Annotated in this window: 19 protein-coding genes; 5 read left to right on the plus strand and 14 right to left on the minus strand. The window is 65.9% G+C overall.

Annotated elements, in window-relative coordinates:
- Nucleotides 1-49: 49 nt before the first annotated feature.
- The 4 genes from RX330_RS25970 to RX330_RS25985 form a co-directional block, all read right to left on the minus strand.
- A complete protein-coding gene (locus RX330_RS25970; protein ID WP_375847616.1) occupies nt 50-415 on the minus strand; it encodes a hypothetical protein in 366 nt (121 codons plus the stop codon).
- Nucleotides 416-544: 129 nt separating this feature from the next.
- Complete coding sequence (locus RX330_RS25975; protein ID WP_317240361.1) at nt 545-1,531, minus strand: tripartite tricarboxylate transporter substrate binding protein; 987 nt, start codon at nt 1,529-1,531, stop codon at nt 545-547.
- A 69-nt stretch (nt 1,532-1,600) separates the two neighbouring features.
- Entirely contained in the window at nt 1,601-2,506 is a 906-nt protein-coding gene (locus RX330_RS25980; protein WP_317240362.1) for a VOC family protein, read from the minus strand.
- Between the two features lie 16 nt (nt 2,507-2,522).
- Complete coding sequence (locus tag RX330_RS25985) at nt 2,523-3,515, minus strand: zinc-dependent alcohol dehydrogenase family protein (RefSeq protein WP_317240363.1); 993 nt, start codon at nt 3,513-3,515, stop codon at nt 2,523-2,525.
- Between the two features lie 110 nt (nt 3,516-3,625).
- Between RX330_RS25985 and RX330_RS25990 the strand changes: the two genes are divergently transcribed.
- From RX330_RS25990 to RX330_RS26000, 3 genes are all read left to right on the plus strand, one after another.
- Nucleotides 3,626-4,327, plus strand: a complete 702-nt coding sequence (locus RX330_RS25990; protein ID WP_317240364.1) for a GntR family transcriptional regulator — start codon at nt 3,626-3,628, stop codon at nt 4,325-4,327.
- Between the two features lie 91 nt (nt 4,328-4,418).
- Nucleotides 4,419-5,282, plus strand: a complete 864-nt coding sequence (locus RX330_RS25995; RefSeq protein WP_317240365.1) for a fumarylacetoacetate hydrolase family protein — start codon at nt 4,419-4,421, stop codon at nt 5,280-5,282.
- A gap of 8 nt (nt 5,283-5,290) precedes the next feature.
- Nucleotides 5,291-5,869, plus strand: a complete 579-nt coding sequence (locus RX330_RS26000; RefSeq protein ID WP_317240366.1) for an amino acid synthesis family protein — start codon at nt 5,291-5,293, stop codon at nt 5,867-5,869.
- 7 nt (nt 5,870-5,876) lie between these two features.
- Here RX330_RS26000 and RX330_RS26005 read toward each other — a convergent pair whose 3' ends face one another.
- The 6 genes from RX330_RS26005 to RX330_RS26030 form a co-directional block, all read right to left on the minus strand.
- Nucleotides 5,877-6,641, minus strand: a complete 765-nt coding sequence (locus RX330_RS26005) for a hypothetical protein (RefSeq protein ID WP_317240367.1) — start codon at nt 6,639-6,641, stop codon at nt 5,877-5,879.
- A 2-nt stretch (nt 6,642-6,643) separates the two neighbouring features.
- On the minus strand, nt 6,644-6,841 hold the full coding sequence (locus RX330_RS26010; protein ID WP_317240368.1) for a hypothetical protein: 198 nt from the start codon (nt 6,839-6,841) through the stop codon (nt 6,644-6,646).
- Nucleotides 6,838-7,281, minus strand: coding sequence for a hypothetical protein (locus RX330_RS26015; RefSeq protein ID WP_212081312.1), 444 nt, complete (start codon nt 7,279-7,281; stop codon nt 6,838-6,840). Before RX330_RS26015 ends, RX330_RS26010 begins: the two co-directional genes overlap by 4 nt.
- A 26-nt stretch (nt 7,282-7,307) precedes the next feature.
- Complete coding sequence (locus RX330_RS26020) at nt 7,308-10,724, minus strand: CHAT domain-containing tetratricopeptide repeat protein (RefSeq protein WP_317240369.1); 3,417 nt, start codon at nt 10,722-10,724, stop codon at nt 7,308-7,310.
- A 209-nt stretch (nt 10,725-10,933) separates the two neighbouring features.
- On the minus strand, nt 10,934-11,695 hold the full coding sequence (locus RX330_RS26025) for a hypothetical protein (protein WP_317240370.1): 762 nt from the start codon (nt 11,693-11,695) through the stop codon (nt 10,934-10,936).
- Between the two features lie 16 nt (nt 11,696-11,711).
- Nucleotides 11,712-11,900, minus strand: coding sequence for a hypothetical protein (locus tag RX330_RS26030; RefSeq protein ID WP_212067156.1), 189 nt, complete (start codon nt 11,898-11,900; stop codon nt 11,712-11,714).
- A gap of 254 nt (nt 11,901-12,154) precedes the next feature.
- Here RX330_RS26030 and RX330_RS26035 point away from each other — a divergent pair, with 254 nt between their 5' ends.
- A complete protein-coding gene (locus RX330_RS26035) occupies nt 12,155-13,132 on the plus strand; it encodes a DUF2336 domain-containing protein (protein ID WP_317240372.1) in 978 nt (325 codons plus the stop codon).
- A gap of 143 nt (nt 13,133-13,275) precedes the next feature.
- Here RX330_RS26035 and RX330_RS26040 read toward each other — a convergent pair whose 3' ends face one another.
- The 4 genes from RX330_RS26040 to RX330_RS26055 form a co-directional block, all read right to left on the minus strand.
- A complete protein-coding gene (locus RX330_RS26040; protein ID WP_212081309.1) occupies nt 13,276-13,620 on the minus strand; it encodes a DUF1491 family protein in 345 nt (114 codons plus the stop codon).
- A 53-nt stretch (nt 13,621-13,673) separates the two neighbouring features.
- Nucleotides 13,674-13,883, minus strand: coding sequence for a hypothetical protein (locus RX330_RS26045; RefSeq protein WP_212081308.1), 210 nt, complete (start codon nt 13,881-13,883; stop codon nt 13,674-13,676).
- Nucleotides 13,884-14,036: 153 nt separating this feature from the next.
- The gene (locus RX330_RS26050) at nt 14,037-14,741 is read right to left on the minus strand and encodes a peptidoglycan-binding domain-containing protein (RefSeq protein ID WP_212081307.1); all 705 of its coding nucleotides are present in this window, start codon (nt 14,739-14,741) and stop codon (nt 14,037-14,039) included.
- Nucleotides 14,734-16,584 (minus strand): PAS domain-containing sensor histidine kinase, encoded by a 1,851-nt coding sequence (locus tag RX330_RS26055; RefSeq protein ID WP_317240373.1) that lies wholly within the window; start codon nt 16,582-16,584, stop codon nt 14,734-14,736. Before RX330_RS26055 ends, RX330_RS26050 begins: the two co-directional genes overlap by 8 nt.
- Before the next feature lie 407 nt (nt 16,585-16,991).
- Between RX330_RS26055 and RX330_RS26060 the strand changes: the two genes are divergently transcribed.
- Nucleotides 16,992-17,435 carry a DUF5330 domain-containing protein gene (locus RX330_RS26060; protein WP_317240374.1) on the plus strand — a complete coding sequence of 148 codons (444 nt, stop codon included), beginning with the start codon at nt 16,992-16,994 and terminating at the stop codon, nt 17,433-17,435.
- Nucleotides 17,436-17,512: the final 77 nt, after the last annotated feature.

Raw genomic sequence — 17,512 nt, forward strand, 5'->3', positions numbered from 1 at the left:
AGTCGTCATCGCGAGCAGGCGTGCCGCTCGCGTCTCGGGCTCAGCGAGATCAGATTCGAGGAGGTCGGAAGGGAGGACTGCCGCCGCGGACGGACACGACCTGATCGGCAGGAAGGGCGATCCTGCTCGCCGCTACGACGACATGGCCGAAGGCGACGGGCCTGATGTCGTCGAGCGCAATGGTGCCGCCGACGCAGCAAAAACCCATCCCGCATTTGTAGGCGCCGGTCTCGGAGGACGTCCCCTTCATGTCGGGACAGCAATCGTCCATCGCCATCTCGGCGTCGCCGCCCATTTGCATGGTCGCCTGCATGTCATCCGACGACATTGCAAGGCTGGATGCGGACGCGCCAACGGGCAGCATCGCCAGGGATAGGGCGATTGCACATGCCAGGATGGTACGGACGAACCGCATCTCTATCGACTTGCCTTTCGGGGGCCGGAGCGCCTCCTTAGTAACATATCCCGGTCCCCGTGGCGCTTTTTGATCCGGATCAAGCATTCGTGACCGAGGTGCCGACCGGCACCGCCGCGCCCGCCCGGTTCAGATCTTCGGGATCTTCGCCCGCTCGACCACGCCGGTCCATTTGGCGATCTCGGTCTCGATCAGCCGCTTCATCTCCTCGGGCGAGCTGCCGCGGACCTCGCCGCCGACGGCCGTCTCCAGACGCTGCTTGATTTCCGAGTTTCCGAGTGCGTCCAGCGTCGCTGCATTGAGCGCGGCGACGATGGCGGGCGGCGTGCCCTTGGGCGCCAGCAGGCCTGCCCAGGTGCGCACGTCGTATCCCTTGATGCCGGCTTCCTGAACCGTGGGAACATCGGGGAGCAACGCGGTGCGCGTCGGCGAGGTCACCGCCAGGCCACGGATCGCGCCGCTCTGGATTTGCGGGGCCAACAGCACGGGCGTGCCGACGATGACGGGAACGTCTCCACCGAGCAGCGCGGTGGTGGATTGAGAATCGCCGCGATACGGCACGTGCACGATCTCGACACCGGCGGTGGCGTTGAGCAATTCGCCCGCGAGGTGGTGGGTGCTGCCGAAACCGACCGATCCGAAGCTGAGCGAGCCGGGCTTTGCCTTGGCGATGGTGATGAGCTCGCCCAGTGATTTTGCCGGATGGTCGTTACGCACCGCAATCACGAGTGCGTAGTACACCAGCGTCGAGATCATCTCGAAGCTGTCGGCGGGCTGGTAGGCGAGGCTCTTGTAGGTCGCCGCTGAAATCGCATGGGCGCCGGTGACGAGCCCGAGCGTGTAACCGTCGGGCGCCGCCTTTGCGATCGCATCCGCGGCGATGTTGCCTCCGGCGCCAGGCTTGGCCTCGACGATGACCGGCTGCCCCAGCTTCTTCGACAGCCCGTCGGCGATGATGCGCGACAGCGTGTCGGCCGCGCCGCCGGCGGCAAAGCCATGCAGCAGGCGGATCGGGCGCGACGGATAATTGTCCGCCGAAGCAGGGCCGGTCAGACAACAGGCAAGAAAAACGCCGAGCAGAAAAATGGCCGCAGCAAGCCGCTTCATCCCTCGCATGGATGCTTCTCCCTTTGATTGTTCTATCGTTGGCCGCAGCGCGTGCGGCGTCTTCCAGTCGTCATCGCGCTAGCGCGCGAACTCCGTGCATTCAGGCGATGGCGGCATGCCCCAGACGTCGCGCGGCAGCCCGACCCAGACCTTCGGGCGCTGCGGACGATCGCGATGCCAGGGACGCGGCTCGAAATAACCGAGCTCCTCGTCCACCATCCGATCGAGATCGCAGAACAGCTCGACCAGGTGCCCGTCGGGATTGCGGTGATAGATCGCGGTGTTGTGGCCGGGGCCGTGACGCACCGGGCCCCAGAGCACCGGAAGCTTGTGCCGCGCGAGATGATCGCAGGCCCGATGGATGTGGTCGGGGCCGCGCAGCTCGAAGGCAAGATGATGGAGACCGCGCGCCGGCGCGCGAGCGAAGTTCAGCGTGTGATGCTCGAAGCCGCTGCGCATGAACACGAAACGATCCTCGATCCAGTCGGAGACCCGCAGCCCCGTCACGTTGGAGTAGAACTCCGAAGCAGCCTTGGGATCGGGCGTGCGGAGGGCGACATGGCCAAGCTTGCCGACGGCGAGCCCGCCGATCCGCTCCTGTGCTGGCGTTGGCGTCCAGCCCTGTATCAGCTCGAAGCGTGTCCCTTCGGGGTCAGAGAACGACAGCAGCCTGGAGACACCCGGCAGGGAATCGCTCAGAAACTTCGGCCGCAGATCGGCCTGCTTCAGTGCGGCGCCCAGCGTTTCGATCTCGACATCGGGCGATATCTCGAAGGCGATGCTCTTCAGCGCGGCGTCTCCGGGCTCGATCACGAGAGAAAGCTGCTCGGACTCGCTGGCGAGGAAAATGCGGCTTCCATCGCGGCCGACCAGGCCAAGTCCGATCACGCCGCGATAATAGTCGAGCAGCCGCTCCGGATCGGGCGAGGCGAAGGTGGCGTGTCGCAGCCGGGTGAAGCGTGCAATGGGTGCTTGTGTGCTCATCGTGCGATCCATCCCCTCATGGAATCATGATGATCTTGCCGAGCGCCGAGCCCTGCTCCAGCAGCGTATGCGCTTTCCTGACCTCGTCGAGCCTCAGCGCGGCCGAGATTGCCGGCCTGATCGCGTTGCGGCCGAGCGCCTCGATCACGCTGCGCATCAGGGCGCGGCGTCCGTCGCGATCGTGGTCGTAGATGTGGAAGGAGAAACAGCGCACGGCCGGACAAATGTCGAGATGGTTGCGCATCGCCGCCATCAGATTCTCTTCCGGCAATCCGGCGAAGGCGTTGTACGACAGCAGCGTGCCCCATTTGCCGAGTGCGCCGAGATAGGAGGTGAACTCCGGACCGCAGACGTGATCGAGCACGAGGCCGACGCCCTCGCCCTTGGTCAACTCACGAGTGCGCGCCACCACATCCTCGTTCCGGTAGAAGATGACATGATCGGCGCCGTTCGCCTTCGCGAACGCGGCTTTCTCCTCGGTCGAGACCGTGCCGATGACGGTCATTCCGGCGAGCTTTGCCAGTTGCACCAGCGCGGTACCGACGCCGCCGGCCGCGCCGATCACCAGCGCACTCGCGGGCGCGCGCGGATGGCGGCACTCGTGCAACAGGGCGTAGGCGACCTGATAGTTCGACAGGCACACGGCGGCTTGCAGGTCGACATTGTCGGGCAGCGCGTGAACCGCGTCCGCGGGCGCGACCACGTAATCGGCATAGCAGCCGCCGCGCTGGGACAGGTCGCGGGCGCTGAGCAGCACCTTCTGGCCGATGGCGAAGCCTTCGACGCCGGGCCCGAGGGCGGAAATGCGCCCCGCAACGTCATTGCCGGGATTGGCCGGCAGCGGCGGCATCCATTTGTAGACGCCGCGCCGGATCAGTGCGTCGGGCTGACCGACCCCGAACGCCTCGGCCCGGATTTGCACCTGGCCAGGTCCGGGCGCAGGCACCGGTAGCTCGACCACCTCAAGTGCATCCGGCCCACCCGGCTGACGCACCAGCACTGCCCTCATGTTTCCGTACTCCCCCAGACCGCATTTTCGAAAATCATACCGTTTACGAAAATTATTGCAAGATGGTCGTTGGCGCGGCATGGTGGGGCATCGATTCAACGACAGACATCATGCCCGAGAGCGCCATCCGCCCCCGCAAGGAATTCGGCAAGACCATCGCCGCCGACATTACGCATCGGTTGCGGGAGGAGATCATCGCCTGTGCGCTTCCGCCGGGCGAGCCGCTGCGCTTCGACGTGCTGCGCGAGCGGTTCGGCGCCAGCTTCACGACATTGCGCGAGGCGCTGACTGCGCTTGCCGCGGAAGGGCTGGTCGATGCGCAGGAGCAGCGCGGCTTTCGCGTCGCGCCGGTCAGCCGCCAGGATCTAATCGAAGTCACCGACGCGCGGGTGCTGATCGAGATGGAGTTGATTCGCCGCTCGATTCAAAGGGGCGACGACGATTGGGAAATCGCGGTGATTTCAACGCTGCATCGCCTGAAGCGAATCGAGCAGCGCGATCCCGAACATCCCTTGCGCGACCCCGAATGGAAGATCGCGCATCGCCAGTTCCATCAGGCGCTGGTGTCCGCGTGCGGCTCGGCGACGCTGCTCGCCATTCGCGCCGAGCTGTTCGATCGCGCCGAGCGCTACCGGCACCTCTCCGCCAATTTCCGCCCGCGCCCGCGCGACAAGGCCGGCGAGCACCAGGCGATCATGCAGGCCGCCATTTCGCGCAATGCGGATCTCGCCGTGCAGCTGATCGAGACCCATATCCGCTCGACCGCCGACAACGTCGCCAAATACGCCGCCCACCTGCTCGACACCGAATAGGCGCCGGAATTTTCACGCGGCAGGCTTGCGCCGCGGCTAATTTTCGAAAATAATGTAACATATCGAAAATTGGAACCCTTGGGGCGAAACCATGAAGCTGCTGTCGTTCTTGGAAGGAAATCGGGAAAGCTGGGGCGCCGTCGTCGAAAACGGCGTGGTGGATCTCGGCCGTGCCCTGCCCCAATACCCGACGCTTGCGGACTTCCTCGGGAGCGATGATTACGCCAAGCGCGAAGCCATCGTCGCTGGCCACAGGCCCACGCTGGCGCTGAGCGACGTCAAATATCTGCCGGTGATCCCGCGCCCCGAGAAGATCGTCTGCGCCGTGCGCAACTATCTCGACCACCACAATGAGGCGGTGGCGTTCGGCATGAAGCGTGAGATCACCGAGTTTCCGCCGATCTTCCTGCGGGTCTGGCGCTCGCAGGTTGCGCACAACGCGCCGGTGATCCGACCAAAAGTCTCCGACAATTTCGACTGGGAGGGGGAGCTGGCGGTCGTCATCGGCAAGGGCGGCCGTCACATCAGCCAGGCCGACGCCTGGAGTCACGTCGCGGGCTACTCGATCTACAACGACGTCAGCGTGCGCGACTGGCAGCGTCATGCCCAGCAGATCGCCTCCGGCAAGAACTTCGTCGGCACCGGCCCGTTCGGGCCTTGGCTGGTCACGCCGGACGAGATCGGCGATCCCACCAAGCTGAAGCTTCAGACGCGCGTCAACGGCAAGGTGGAGCAGTCGTCCGACACCTCGATGCTGATCTTCTCGATCCCGCGGCTGATCGAATATTGCTCGACCATTTTCGATCTCGTCCCCGGCGACGTCATCGCCACCGGTACGCCGGCCGGCGTCGGCTTCACCCGCAAGCCGCCGGTCTTTCTCAAGCCAGGCGACGTGGTCGAAGTCGAGATCGAGAATATCGGCGTGCTCAGCAATCCCGTCGTGGACGAGGCGTAAGGCCGCTGATGTCCCACGATATTCGCAAGTCCGCGCTCGGCGTCGAGACCATCTGGCACGAGCGCGGCCCGCGGCTGGAGCAGCCGCTTCTGGTCGGCACCGCCATTGCCGTGATCCGCAACCCCTTCGCCGGCCGCTATGAGCCCGACCTGATGCCGTTCCAGGCCTCCTTGCGTGAGCTCGGGCGCGAGCTCGCGGGCGCCCAAATCGCGCAACTCGGCGGTGCGCCGCGCATCGAGGCCTATGGCAAGGGCATCATCGTCGGCGAGGACGGCGAGCTCGAGCATGGCGCCGTCTGGCACGAGGCCGGCGGCCAGGGCATGCGCGAGGTGCTGGGACAGCCAAAGGCGATCGTCCCGGCCGCGAAGACCATCGGCGGTCCCGGCACGCGCCTGATGGTGCCGCTCGGCCACATCCACGCCGCCTATGTCCGCAGCCATTTCGGCACCGCGGAGATGACGCTGTGGGATGCGCCAAGGCGCGACGAGATGGCCTTCGGCCTCGTGATGGCAACCGGCGGCCGCCCTCACGCGCGCATCGGGGGCCTCAAGGCATCCGATATTTCCGTGCATGACGGCCAGCGGTGACGGCTGGCTATCCAAGCAAGCCCTTCAATCCCGCGTAGATCGAGCCGACCGCGGTCGCGGCGACGCCGACCAGCGGCCCAACGGTCTGCATCAGGTCCTGGATCAAGCGGGCGCGTCGCCGCAGCTGTTCCTCGCCGACGTGCTGTCCGAGCAGGCGCGCCGAGCGGAAGGCGAACGCATTCGGTTTGCCGCCCTGTGTCAGCACGCGCGGCAGGACCTGGAAGACCACGACGCTCAAGATGTTTCCCGAGACGAAGGCGAGCAGGATGCTGGCACCGTATTCGAACACTTCCCGCCATTCGATCCAGGCTTGCGGCAGGATCGGGACATGATCGTGAATCCCGGTGACCGTCAGCATCGACAGCACGCTGACGGCCGCCGCCAAGAACGCCAGCAGAAAGGCCGTCAAGGCCGAAACCCGGTGCAGCGGGTAGGCCAGGAATCCGAACAGCAGCGGTATGGCGATGGAGGCAATCCGAAGCGGGATCGGAGACGCGTTGAAAGTGATGGTCACGAGCACGTGCGCGATCACCAGAAGAAGGGACGGTATCGCGACGTAGAGCACCGCATGCGTCGTGAAATAGCGCAGCGGATTCTTGGACCTCTCGAGCCGGACATTGACCCGGTCGAGATCGCGCCTGAGCTTGTCCAGATCGGCGACGATCTCCTCGATCTCGAGCAAGGTCGGCCGCACCACGCGCAGGTCGCGCGAGCAGTGCTTGCACGCGATGGCTTCGTCCTTGATCGTCTCGGCGCAGAACGGGCACTCCATCGCTAGCGCGAATGCCTCCGCCTGATGAAGGCTTCGGCCTCGTCTCTGGCCCGTTTCAACTCGTCGCGCAGCTCCTGCCGCTTGCGCAGGAGATCGTCACGCTCCGCGATCAGCGTCGCGGGAACGGCGATGTCGCGTCCGCAGGACGGGCAGACAAGCGCGCCTTCCCCGGTCCCTGCCTTGCAGTAGGGGCACGTCACTTCGGCGCGACCTTCAGCATGAAGATGGTCGTGCCCGAACGGCCGTCACTGTCCTTGATATCGACACGCACCGCGTATTCGCCGGGCGGCAGCTCCGCATCCTGCATGTCGATGCCGTCGGCCTTCACGAACGGCTTGACGCGCGAGGTCAAGTCGACATTCGGGGTCCGCAGGAAAATCATCTTGACGGACTCCAGATCGATCTTCGCCCCGCCATAGGACTGGAATTTCAATACCAGCGGCAGGGGCGAGCTCGCCGATGCGCCCGGCGAGACGAACTCGACCTTCGGGCCGCGCATGATGCCGCGCTGATCGACGGCAACCGCGCCTTTCGGCGGCGGCAGCTTGGCTTCCTCCTCCGTGATCAATGGCACCGCAAGCGATGGTCCGGACGACAACAAACCCGCGACCACGAGGCCCAGCAAAACAGTCCGCTTCATTTTCCGTGCACCCCTTTCCCAGTTCGTCAACGCAAGCCGCCATCGCCGATGATGGTGTAAGGCGCCCAGAACAGCGGATGGGCATAGGCAAACTCGGTCTTGCCTTCGCTGTTGAGATAGCCGGGACCATCGACGAGGGCCATCGTCGCCTGGCGCAGCGCTTCACCGCGCGACAGCTTGGGATCGTCGGCCTGCCGCTTGAACAGGTCCGTCACCAATTGCCGCGCGGACTGCGAATGCACCGACCAGTTCGTCACCAGCAGCGCGCGCGTGCCGGCGTAGAAGAACGCACGGCCGAGCCCGGATGCCGCCTCGGCGCCGGCGCCCGCGCCCGCACCGGTGTTGCAGGCGGACAGGACGACCCAGTCCGCGTCCAGCTTGAGGCCGAGGATCTCCTCCATGGTCAGGAGCCCGTCGCCGCCCTCGCCCGTCACCACCGGCGACGACAAAGCGAGCGCCGGTTGCGTCAATCCGTTCAGCTCGCCCGGGACCAGACCGTGGGTGGCAAAGGCCAGGATCTTGAAGCCCGAGAGGTTCATGGTCTTCACCGCGCTCTCGGTCGCCCTCTTGCCGAGGAACAGCACCTTCGAGGGGTCCGCCTGCAAGGCCAGCGCGATCGACTTCAACTCGTCGGCGGTATCGGGAAGCCTGGGCAGGAGGCCCAGCTCGGCGCTGTCGACGCCGTCGAGCTTGGGACTGTTGCGCCGCTTCAGCGGCCCGCCGCGCGTGATGTTGCCGCCGGCATCGGCGACCTGGATCTTCTCCCCGCTGCTTTCCGCCTCGGCGTGCTGATCGGCGTTGAAATAGGGATCGCCGAACGCGACGAGGTCGCCGCGGCCCGGCTTGCCGGGCGGCAATTGCCGCAACGTGCGCAACGCTGCCGCCGACGGCACCGTCGACACGGCATGGGTCCGCGCCAGCCACGGCACGTTGCGATAGCCGACGAAAAGGGGATCCTCGTCCGCAGCCACCTCTGCCGGTGCCGTCGGCAACAGGGACAGCGGCAGGAGTCCAAGCGCGCCGTTGGTCACGACGATCAGGTTCTTGGCCGGCTTCCAGCCGCTCTCGACCGGCTTGAGCAGCAGCTCGTAGAGCTCATGACCGAGCTTGAGGTCGAACGGCGGAATGTCCGAGATCATCGCAGCCTGCGGCTCGAGCGCTTCACGCAGCTTGCGGATCTTGCTCTCGATGTCGCCGATCTTGGCTTGCACGGCGGCGAACGCCACCGGCCCCGATTTCGGCACGGCCCAAACGAAGCTGCCGTTCTGGCCGAAATAGAACGACAGCATGGCCTCGTCGTCGGCCAGCGTCGCGCGGATCTCGGCGACGCTCGGCGGCTTGGGCGAGACGAGATCGGCGTAGATCGGGAACTTCTGCTTGATCTCCTGGCGCGCCTTGTCGCGCTGGCCGCGCAACGCCGCGATCGAGGCCTGAATTTGTGCAACGCCTTTCTCGTCGCGCTCCGCCGCCGGAAGCGTAAGCACGTTGTTGAGCGTGCCGAGCTGAGCGTTGACCTGCTTGGTCAGATCCTGCTCCTTGCGCACGAGCTCGGCGAGCGCGGGATCCTTGGCCGCCGCGCGCGCGCTCGAAGCTGCCAATGCCTGCTGCACCGAGCGGCCGCGGACGGCATCGGCGAGGCTGAACGTCTCATCACCGACGTTCTTGCCGGCTCCTTCCGCCCTGCCGAGCAGCAGCAGATAGCTCTCGACGATGGTCTGCAGCCGCTGGCTGCGCGCGGCCACTACGGTCGTGTTCTCGTCGTCGGCGTTCTCGTTGGCGCTCGCCATCATGACCGGAATGGCGGCCTTGAACTCCCTGATCGCGTCGGCATCGCGCCGCGCGCGCATCAATCCGACCGCCAGCGTGCCGCGCGCCGAGGCGGCGTCGAAGTGGTTTTCCCCGACCCGGGCGACCTGCTTCTTCACGAGCTGTTCGGCGGCGGCGATGCCGGCGTCCAGCTGCCCGGCACCATAGAGCGACAGGATCCGGGACGGATTGAGCTCGAACACCTGGCGACGCTGCGCATCCCAGCCGGCGACGGCCTTGTCGATCCGCGCGAACATCGCGTTCGCTTCGGCATTCTGGCGCCGCAGCGTCAGGATGCCGGCGAGCTGCGAAAGCAGTTGCACGGTGGTCTGCGCCTCCTCGGGCACACCGACGGTCTTGTTGATATCGAGGGCGACGCGGCCGAGCTTCTCGGCTTCTTCGTAACGGCCCTGGTCGACCAGAATGCCCGCCAAACCCATGACGTAGCGCGGCGTAACCGAGTTGTACTTGCCGGTGTCCTGCAGGCGCGAGAGCAGCGCACGGCGCGCGTCCACCTCGGCCTCGGCGAGCCGGCCCTGCTTCGCCTTCATGCGCGCCTGGCTCAAGACGGTGCCGTCGATCGCCTGCAGCAGAATCGTCTCGGCCGGCGCATTGTCGGACGCCATGATCGCCTTCGTGCTCGCGCGCTTGCGCACCTCCGCCATGCGGTACGCTGCCTCGGCGTCGGCATACTGCCCGCGCGCCTCGAAGACGAGTGCCCGAGAGATTTCAAGCTCGCCTTCCCAGCTCTGCCCGAACTTCGCATAGGCGGCTCGCCAATTGGGATGGCCGCTGGTGCGCGCCTCCTGGATAGCGCTCTGGCTGCGGCGGAGATAGGCCTCGGCTTGCGCGAGATCGCCCATCTGGACCAGAACGGCCGCGATCGCGCGGTTCGTGGTGAATATGAAGCCCTTGGCGCCCGGCATGCTGGCCGATTCGCGGAGAAGCCTTTGCATGATCTCGAGCGCGCGCTTCGGATCACCGGCGATAGAGTGCTGAAGCGACTGAAGCTGCAACATCCGCCCGAGCAGTTGCGGGCCGACAGCCCCGCGCCCGACCTCCACGGCCTTGTCGGCATCGGACATCGCTTCGGCGAGGCGTCCGAGCTGCGCGCGCGCATTGGCGCGATCGAAATAGAGCTGCGCGAGATCCTGGCGGGACTCCTTCCCGGTCGGTGCCGTGTCGGCGTCCGCCTTCAGTTCGGCGATCATCTTCTCGTCGGGCTTGTCGCCATCGAGGATCGCCGTGATGTCGGCGATGCTGCGCGGCGGCGCGACGAAATCCTTCGGCAGCGCCGTACCTGACTCGAGCTTGGGCGCCGCGTCCTTGGGAAGCTCCACCGCAACATTGGCACGCCCATTGGCGGCATTCAGCGCGGCCATCACACAGGCCCTGACCTGAGGCGCTGCCTTGGCGCGGCAGGCTTCGAGATTGGCGCCTCCGGCCGGCCCTCCGCCGGCGCGCATGCAAGCTTGCACGATCGGCCGGCCGGCCGTCATCCGGCAATTCTCGAGCGCTCCTTCCTTGCTCAGCGCGGCTGCGGAGCCGGTGGACCCGAGCAGAACGGCAAGTGCCAGCAGATGGCGGGGGAAAGCGTCCGGACGGCTCTTGAACGGACGCGGGGCGTCTAAGCTCATCTCTAAGGACCTTTGGAAAAATGACTTTGAAGAAACGTGACAATCCTATCTGGCCGGCCCGGAAGGACAAGGGCCTTCAATGCCGGTTCCCGTCTGCCTCAACAGGGTTGGGCGGCTAGGGCCGGCACGGTTCCATGGATACGGACAGGCGGCTCAGGCTGATCAGCCGCCGGGCCAAGATGGCCGCATTCGACAGACGGAGACCGCCCTCAGCCCTTCGAGACGACGGCGCGGCCGTAAGGCGGCTGCGCCGCGACCGGCGGGTTGGCGGTCTGGGCGGCGAGCTCGCCGATCAGGCGATCGGCATCGGCCGCCATGCCGTCGGGCGCCTGGATCACCAAGCGCTCGAGCGCCCAGCGGTAGGACGAAACGCGCTGCTCCAGGCACTGCTGCACCCACTGCACGATCAGCGAATTCTCCTGCATGCGTGCGACCGCGTCGGCCTTCTCCCGCGGCGAAAGGGCAGAGACGCGCGCCATGCTGGCGTCGCGCTTCCTGTCGAGATCGATGACGCGGATCGCAGAGGCGAAGAACGGCTCGAAACGGGTGATGTCGTTGCGCACGTCCTCGATCAGCTGCGCATAACGTGAGGAATGCGAGCGGTGCGGCTCGTCGATCAGCGTGCGTCCGTACATGGTTCGGTCGAACACGATCTTCTGACGCCAGGGCGAGGGTAGCGGCTTGTAGTCGCCGAACACGCTCTTCCAAGCGGGGCGCGACAGCGGCGGCTCGATCATGGGATAGGCGAGGTCGCGCAGCTGGCGCTCTTCGTCGGTGAGCTGGAATTGCGAAGGATTCAGGCCGACGCTGGAGGTGACCTCCGCGCCCAGCCAGCGATGCATGTCGTCACTGCGCATGTCGGCGCGGGTGCGGCCGAAATCACCACCGCTGCACGCGCCGAGCGTGGCAGCAAGCAGCGCGAGCAGGACGGCCGATAGGACGGGCCGGATCTGGCGGATGGTATCCGGCATTGCAGGTAACCGGATGTCAGCGACGGCGGCGTCGGCGCCCCGGCGCTGTGCCCTGCTCAGGCCCGCGATCGCCGCTGGTTTCATCTGCCTCGCGCTCGATACGGATGACGGGAAGGATCAGGATCGTTCCCATGTCCGCGCGCGGAGCGACATCCCCCGACGAGCCCACCCGGCGACCGGCCGGAAATTCTATGATGGTCCCCATGTCAGCTCTCTTCAATTGCCGCGCGACCGAACGCGCCCCTGCAACATGCAATTCATTAAGATCAGTTCATGGTTAACGGGGTGTAAACGCGGCGTTCGGACCGTATCCGCACGGGCCGGCCGCGGTGTCCCGCTGCGGCACGAAACCGCGGCAAGACGAGCGTTCCGCTTCACGCCTCGTTTTCCTTAACGAGCCTTTAAAGGAGCCCGCGATAGGCTGGCGACGAGTATCTCTTCCAGGTCGCGTATTTCTCCATGACCAAGTCGCTGTTTCCCGGATTCGACGGGCTGATGTCCCTCTCCCGTCGCGAAGGCGTCGATGTTCGGCCGACGCTGCTGCGCGTGCTGACCGACCTTTACGTCCAGACGCGCGTCCACAGCGAGGACGAGCAGCGTCAGTTTACCGAACTGGCAACACGGCTGATCGACCAGGTCGACGATGCGACGCGTGCGGCCATCAAGGCCAAGCTCGCGATTTATCCGCAGACGCCCGTCCCGGTGCTGCAGAAACTCGGGCTGGTCGCCGCGCAGGAAGGCCGCAGGGTTCCGCTCGCCCGCGAGATCCCAACTCCCGCACCCGCTCCAGCGCCGGTCCGCACGCCCTCGGACGCCGAGCTGCGCATGGCCTCGAACATGGCGATGCAGCCGAAAGACGCCGCCGAGATCCACGACATGTTCTTCCGCGCCGGCGCATCCGAGCGCGCGCTGATCCTGCACAATCTGGCTCAGACCCCGCTGAAGGCCGCGCCGCGGATTCCGACCGTGCGCGCCAAGCGCGCGATCCAGATCCTGGAGATGGCGGCGGTCGCGGGCGACGTCGAGAGCTTCACCCTGGAGCTCGGCGACAGCCTGATCCTGCCCTCGCGCGTCGCAGCGCAGATCGTCGACGATGCCGGCGGGGAGGCGCTCGCGGTCGCGGCGCGGGCGCTCGACATGCCGAGCCCGAACTTCCAGCGCATTCTGCTGTTCTTCAAGCCGGAGATCGGCACGTCGGTGACCGAGGTGTACCGGCTGTCGCGGCTCTACGACCGCCTCAGCGACCGCTCGGCGCTGGTGATGCTGGCGGCCTGGCGCGGCTCGACGCTCGCCGTCACCCGCGCGAAGTACCAGCCGTCACTTCACGACGGCGAACGCCAGCGCGTCCGCGCCGGCGCGAGCCAGACGCGGCCGGGCGTGCAGCCCGGCGCGATGCCGCCGCGCCGCACTGGCACCGACGGATCGTCGGAGCGGTGAGGCTGAACGCGACTTGATACGGTCGGTCGCTCCACAAACGCGTCATGCCCGCGCTTGTCCCGCGCATCCACGTCTTGGCTTCATACGAGAAGAACGTGGATGGCCGGGACAAGCCCGGCCATGACGCCGCGATAGCGTCCTAGTTACGCCTTCGCCAATTCCAGAAAATGCCGCCCGGCGCGATCCTCGGTCTCGACGATCCAGGCGTCCGGATCGAAGCGGACTTCCTTAGTGAGACGTTCCTCGATGGTGTGCTCCGGCAGCGGCTGCGGCGCGACCGGCACGAAGAAGCGATCGACGGGGCGGCCGTCGTCGTAAGAGGTCTGCGGCGCCGGCGCGTAGAGCATCGCATGGCCGTTGAGCAGCGACACCTTCACGAACACCGCGCCCGCCTCCTCGGCGCCGCGACGGCGGACCGCGCCGAACACGCCCTCGGTCTGGCACCGGCGCAGGTAAGCCGCGACCCATATGTTGGATTTCAAACGCATGAGTCGAACGATAGGCCAGCGCGGCGCACGCCGCCAGTGTCAGCGTCCGATTGTCACGCCTTGCCTACACCCTGCCCGCCGTTGATCTGGCGCGCAACGAGGTATGACAGCGGCATCGCAAGCGCAAATCCCACGGCGACCGCGTAGGGAATGTTCCTGATCGCGTCGGCGGCGAAGCTCGGCACCATCAGCACCACGATCAGGCTGACGCCCGCCAGCACCGTGCCGAGCATGATCCAGACCAGGACGGAGACCTTGAACATGACAACCTCTCTTCTTCGTTGAAGACGAGCGATCATGTTCCCGCATCTGTCGGCCGTCATTGATCCCAAGCAAATCGCGCCTGCAGGACGCGCCATGGTCTGCCGGCGCGTGACGGGCGGAATTGATCGGCGTCAATGACAGTGGAGTGCGCGTTATTCGACGGGATGGCCGATCGCGGCTCCGAGTTCGCGCAGCAGCCGATCGGACACCTGGCCGGTGACCTGCATCTTGTGCTCGCGCTCGAACTTCTGGATCGCGGACTGGGTCTCGCCGCTCATCGTGCCCGTGATCTTCAAGTTCCCGTAGCCATATTCGGACAGCGCACGCTGCACGCCGGCGATACGCCGTGCGGCCGGGCTCTGCGGCACGGGAATCGGCGCCGGCGGCCGCATCGCGGACGGCGGCGTCGACGTCGTTTGCTTGACCAGATTGGTCATCGGATCGTTCGAGCGCGTCGAGGCGGTCGCTTCGACCGGTTTTTCGGGCGCCTTCTCGGCGGCGCGCTCGGCAGGTCTGGGCTCGGCGCGGAATTCCGTTGCGCGCGGCTCGAGCGGCGATGTGTCGGCGCCGACCGGACGCGGACGCGGCAAGGGATTCGACAGCGACGCCGAGGACGGCGCGGGGAGATTGATCACCGTGCCGAACATCGGCGCGGGATGCCGGCCGGTCTGGAGGAACAGCGCATTGGCAACGATCGCACCGATCGCAGCGACGGCGACGAGGCCAGCCAGCGTGTCCTTGGGGCTGTGCAGCAGCACGCGCAAGACGAGATTGCGCTCGGTCTCGACATCGACAACCGCGGCCTTGGCGCCGCGGCGGCGACGAGCGGATTCGTCCTTGGCAGACTTCTTAGGCACTTTTCTTCACCAGAGCGGGTTGGTCAGTTTGGTCATGAGACTCCTGGCGCAGCACCGGAGTCAGCGTGGCGATCTTGCTTTCGGCCGGCTTGACTTGCAGCGGGGTGTAGACGAGCGGCAGCCTGACGGTGACGGCGGTGCCCTCCCCCAGCTTGCTTTGTACCGTCAATTCGCCGAGATGCAACGCTATGAGACTCTTCACGATCGAAAGTCCGAGGCCGGTGCCTTCGTGACGGCGCTGATAGGTCTTGCCCGCCTGGAAGAACGGCGCGCCGATGCGCTTGAGATCATCGGGCGCAATGCCGACGCCGGTGTCACTGATGCGCAGCGTCAGCTGCGATCCGGTCACCGCAGCGGAAACGGAAACCTGGCCGCCGCGCTCGGTGAACTTGATGGCGTTGGCGACGAGATTGAGCACGATCTGCTTGAAGGCCCTGGGATCGCCGGTCATGACGGGCAGGTCCTGCGGCGCGTCGGTGACGAGATCGATGCCGTTCTCCCGCGCCTTCAGCGCCAGCAGATTGCAGCAATGCAGGAGCGAGGGACGCGGCGCGAACGGCTCGGACGCGATCTCGAAATTGCCCGACTCCATCTTCGACATGTCCAGGATGCCGTTGACGACCGACAGCAGATGCTGGCCGGAAGCGTTGATGAGTTGGGCATATTCCTTGCGCTGGGCCGCACCCAGCATCAAGGTCTGCTCCTGCGCGATCATCTCGGAGAAGCCGATGATGGCGTTGAGCGGCGTCCGCAGCTCGTGGCTCATGGTGGCGAGGAAACGCGACTTGGCGGCATCAGCCGCTTCGGCGGCGCTACGCGCCTGATCCAGCGCCTGCTCGGACAGCTTGTGGCCGGTGACGTCGCGCATCACGGCGACGACTTCGACCTCGCGCGTGGCGTCGCTATGGGGATTTTGGCCCATATCGTGGTCGAGGGGGCGGCAGCGCATCTCGACCCAGAGGAAATCGATCTGACCACGGTCCGAACCGTCCGGCTCACGCCGCAACCGGAACTCGACGCTTCGCACGTCGCCGCGCGCAGCATCGGACAACGCAGTGAGATAGGCCGGGCGATCGGCGACATGGACGCGGTCGAACAGGCCATGACCGAGCAGTTGCGCCGCCGATGTGCCGAGCATGGCCTCCGCCGCCGGTGAGATGAACTGCACCGCGCCGTTGCGCCGATGCCGCGAGACGACGTCGCTCATGTTGCTTGCGAGCAGGCGATAACGCTCCTCCTCGCGCGACAGCAGCGCCACGCCGGTGCGCGCGAGCGATTCCGCGCCGAAGGCGAGGCCCGCGGCGTAGAGCGTCGCCGAGGCGACGCCGAACGCCATCAGCACGCCGCGTTCTGCGCCGCTGGTGTCCGCTGGCGGCAGCCAGCCGAGCTGACTGAGGAGGATCAGGATCCCCGCACAGGACAGCGCGAGCAATGACGCGAAAGCGGTGACGCGGCGCGATGCCGACAGCGCAGCCTCGAGGGGAACCACGACCAGCCAGACCGCGGCGAATGATTCGATGCCGCCCGTCGTGCCAGCGACCGCCATGATCAGGCCCGCGAGCGCCAGCGACGACAGTACATGCGCACCTTCATAGCGGCCGGTGCGCGACAAGAACCAGGAGAGCAGGATAGGCGCGATCAACCATGCAAAAGCGGCGACCTCGATCGCGCTCGGCGCCCCCCGCATGGCGAGATAAACCGGAAATGCGGCAAAGGCCGCCAGGCTGCCGAGCAGCCGCGGCGCCATGAAGGCACGATGGCGCGCCCGCATCAGCGCATCGTAACGCGCGGAGGGATGCAGCAGCGCATCGAGACAATCGCGGATGATACTCAAAACTGTCACGGGTCTCGCGCTTCGGCTCAATCGTCCTGGAAGACGCGCCGGAACGCCTCCTTGTCGTTGAGCCACCGTGTCAGAGCGACCTTAAACGAGTGCTAAGGCGGCGCGGAGTGCGGCCGGAGGCCGGGACATCGCGGGGCTTTTTAGACGATTTGGCGACGTCTTCAGTGAGGATGGTGAACACAGGGTTTCACCGTGCGACGCATGGTTTCGAATTGGTGGATGCGCCCGCCGGCGGAATCACGGGCGCCGGCGTCAATCGAAAATTTACGACATCTTCGATCTCGAAGAATTTTGCGTAAATTTTCCGCGAATTAAGCTCAAGGCAATCACTTGCGATTTATCGAGAGTTGCTAGGTCCGACTTCCGCGGAGATCGCCGCGGGCGAGATCGAACGTACAGGTCGCAAGATGCGCTTTCTGCTTCGCATCACATTCTGGCTCGGGCTGGTGCTGGTGCTCCTGCCCAGGGACAAGACACCCGAATCGGAGAAGCTGCCGCAGATCGGCGCCGCCGACGCGGTGCAGGCTGCGACCGCGGCCGTCTCCGACATGACCCAATTCTGCAAGCGCCAGCCGGCGGCCTGCGAGGTCGGCGGACAGGCCGCGACCATCATCGGCCAGCGCGCACAGGACGGCGCGCGCAAGATCTACCAGATCATCAACGACAAGAAAGAGCAGATCTCCAACGACAAGAACGACAAGAACGAGAGGAACGACAAGAAGGCGCCCGACCATACCGGCTCGATCGCGATGGTCGGCGAAGGCGATGTCGTCGCGAGCGAAGCGCCGCGCGACACGCTGAGCCAGGACGACCTCGCGCTGGAATGGCGCGGCCCGCAGGCGGCGAATTAGAGAGCGTCCTCGCAAGCTCCGGCCATGTCCGCATGGCTCGCCGCTTTCCGCAGCGGCAGCTTCAGCCTTGTCTTTCC

Origin of the sequence: Bradyrhizobium sp. NDS-1 (assembly GCF_032918005.1) — a bacterium.
Classification (GTDB): Bacteria; Pseudomonadota; Alphaproteobacteria; order Rhizobiales; family Xanthobacteraceae; genus Bradyrhizobium; species Bradyrhizobium tunisiense.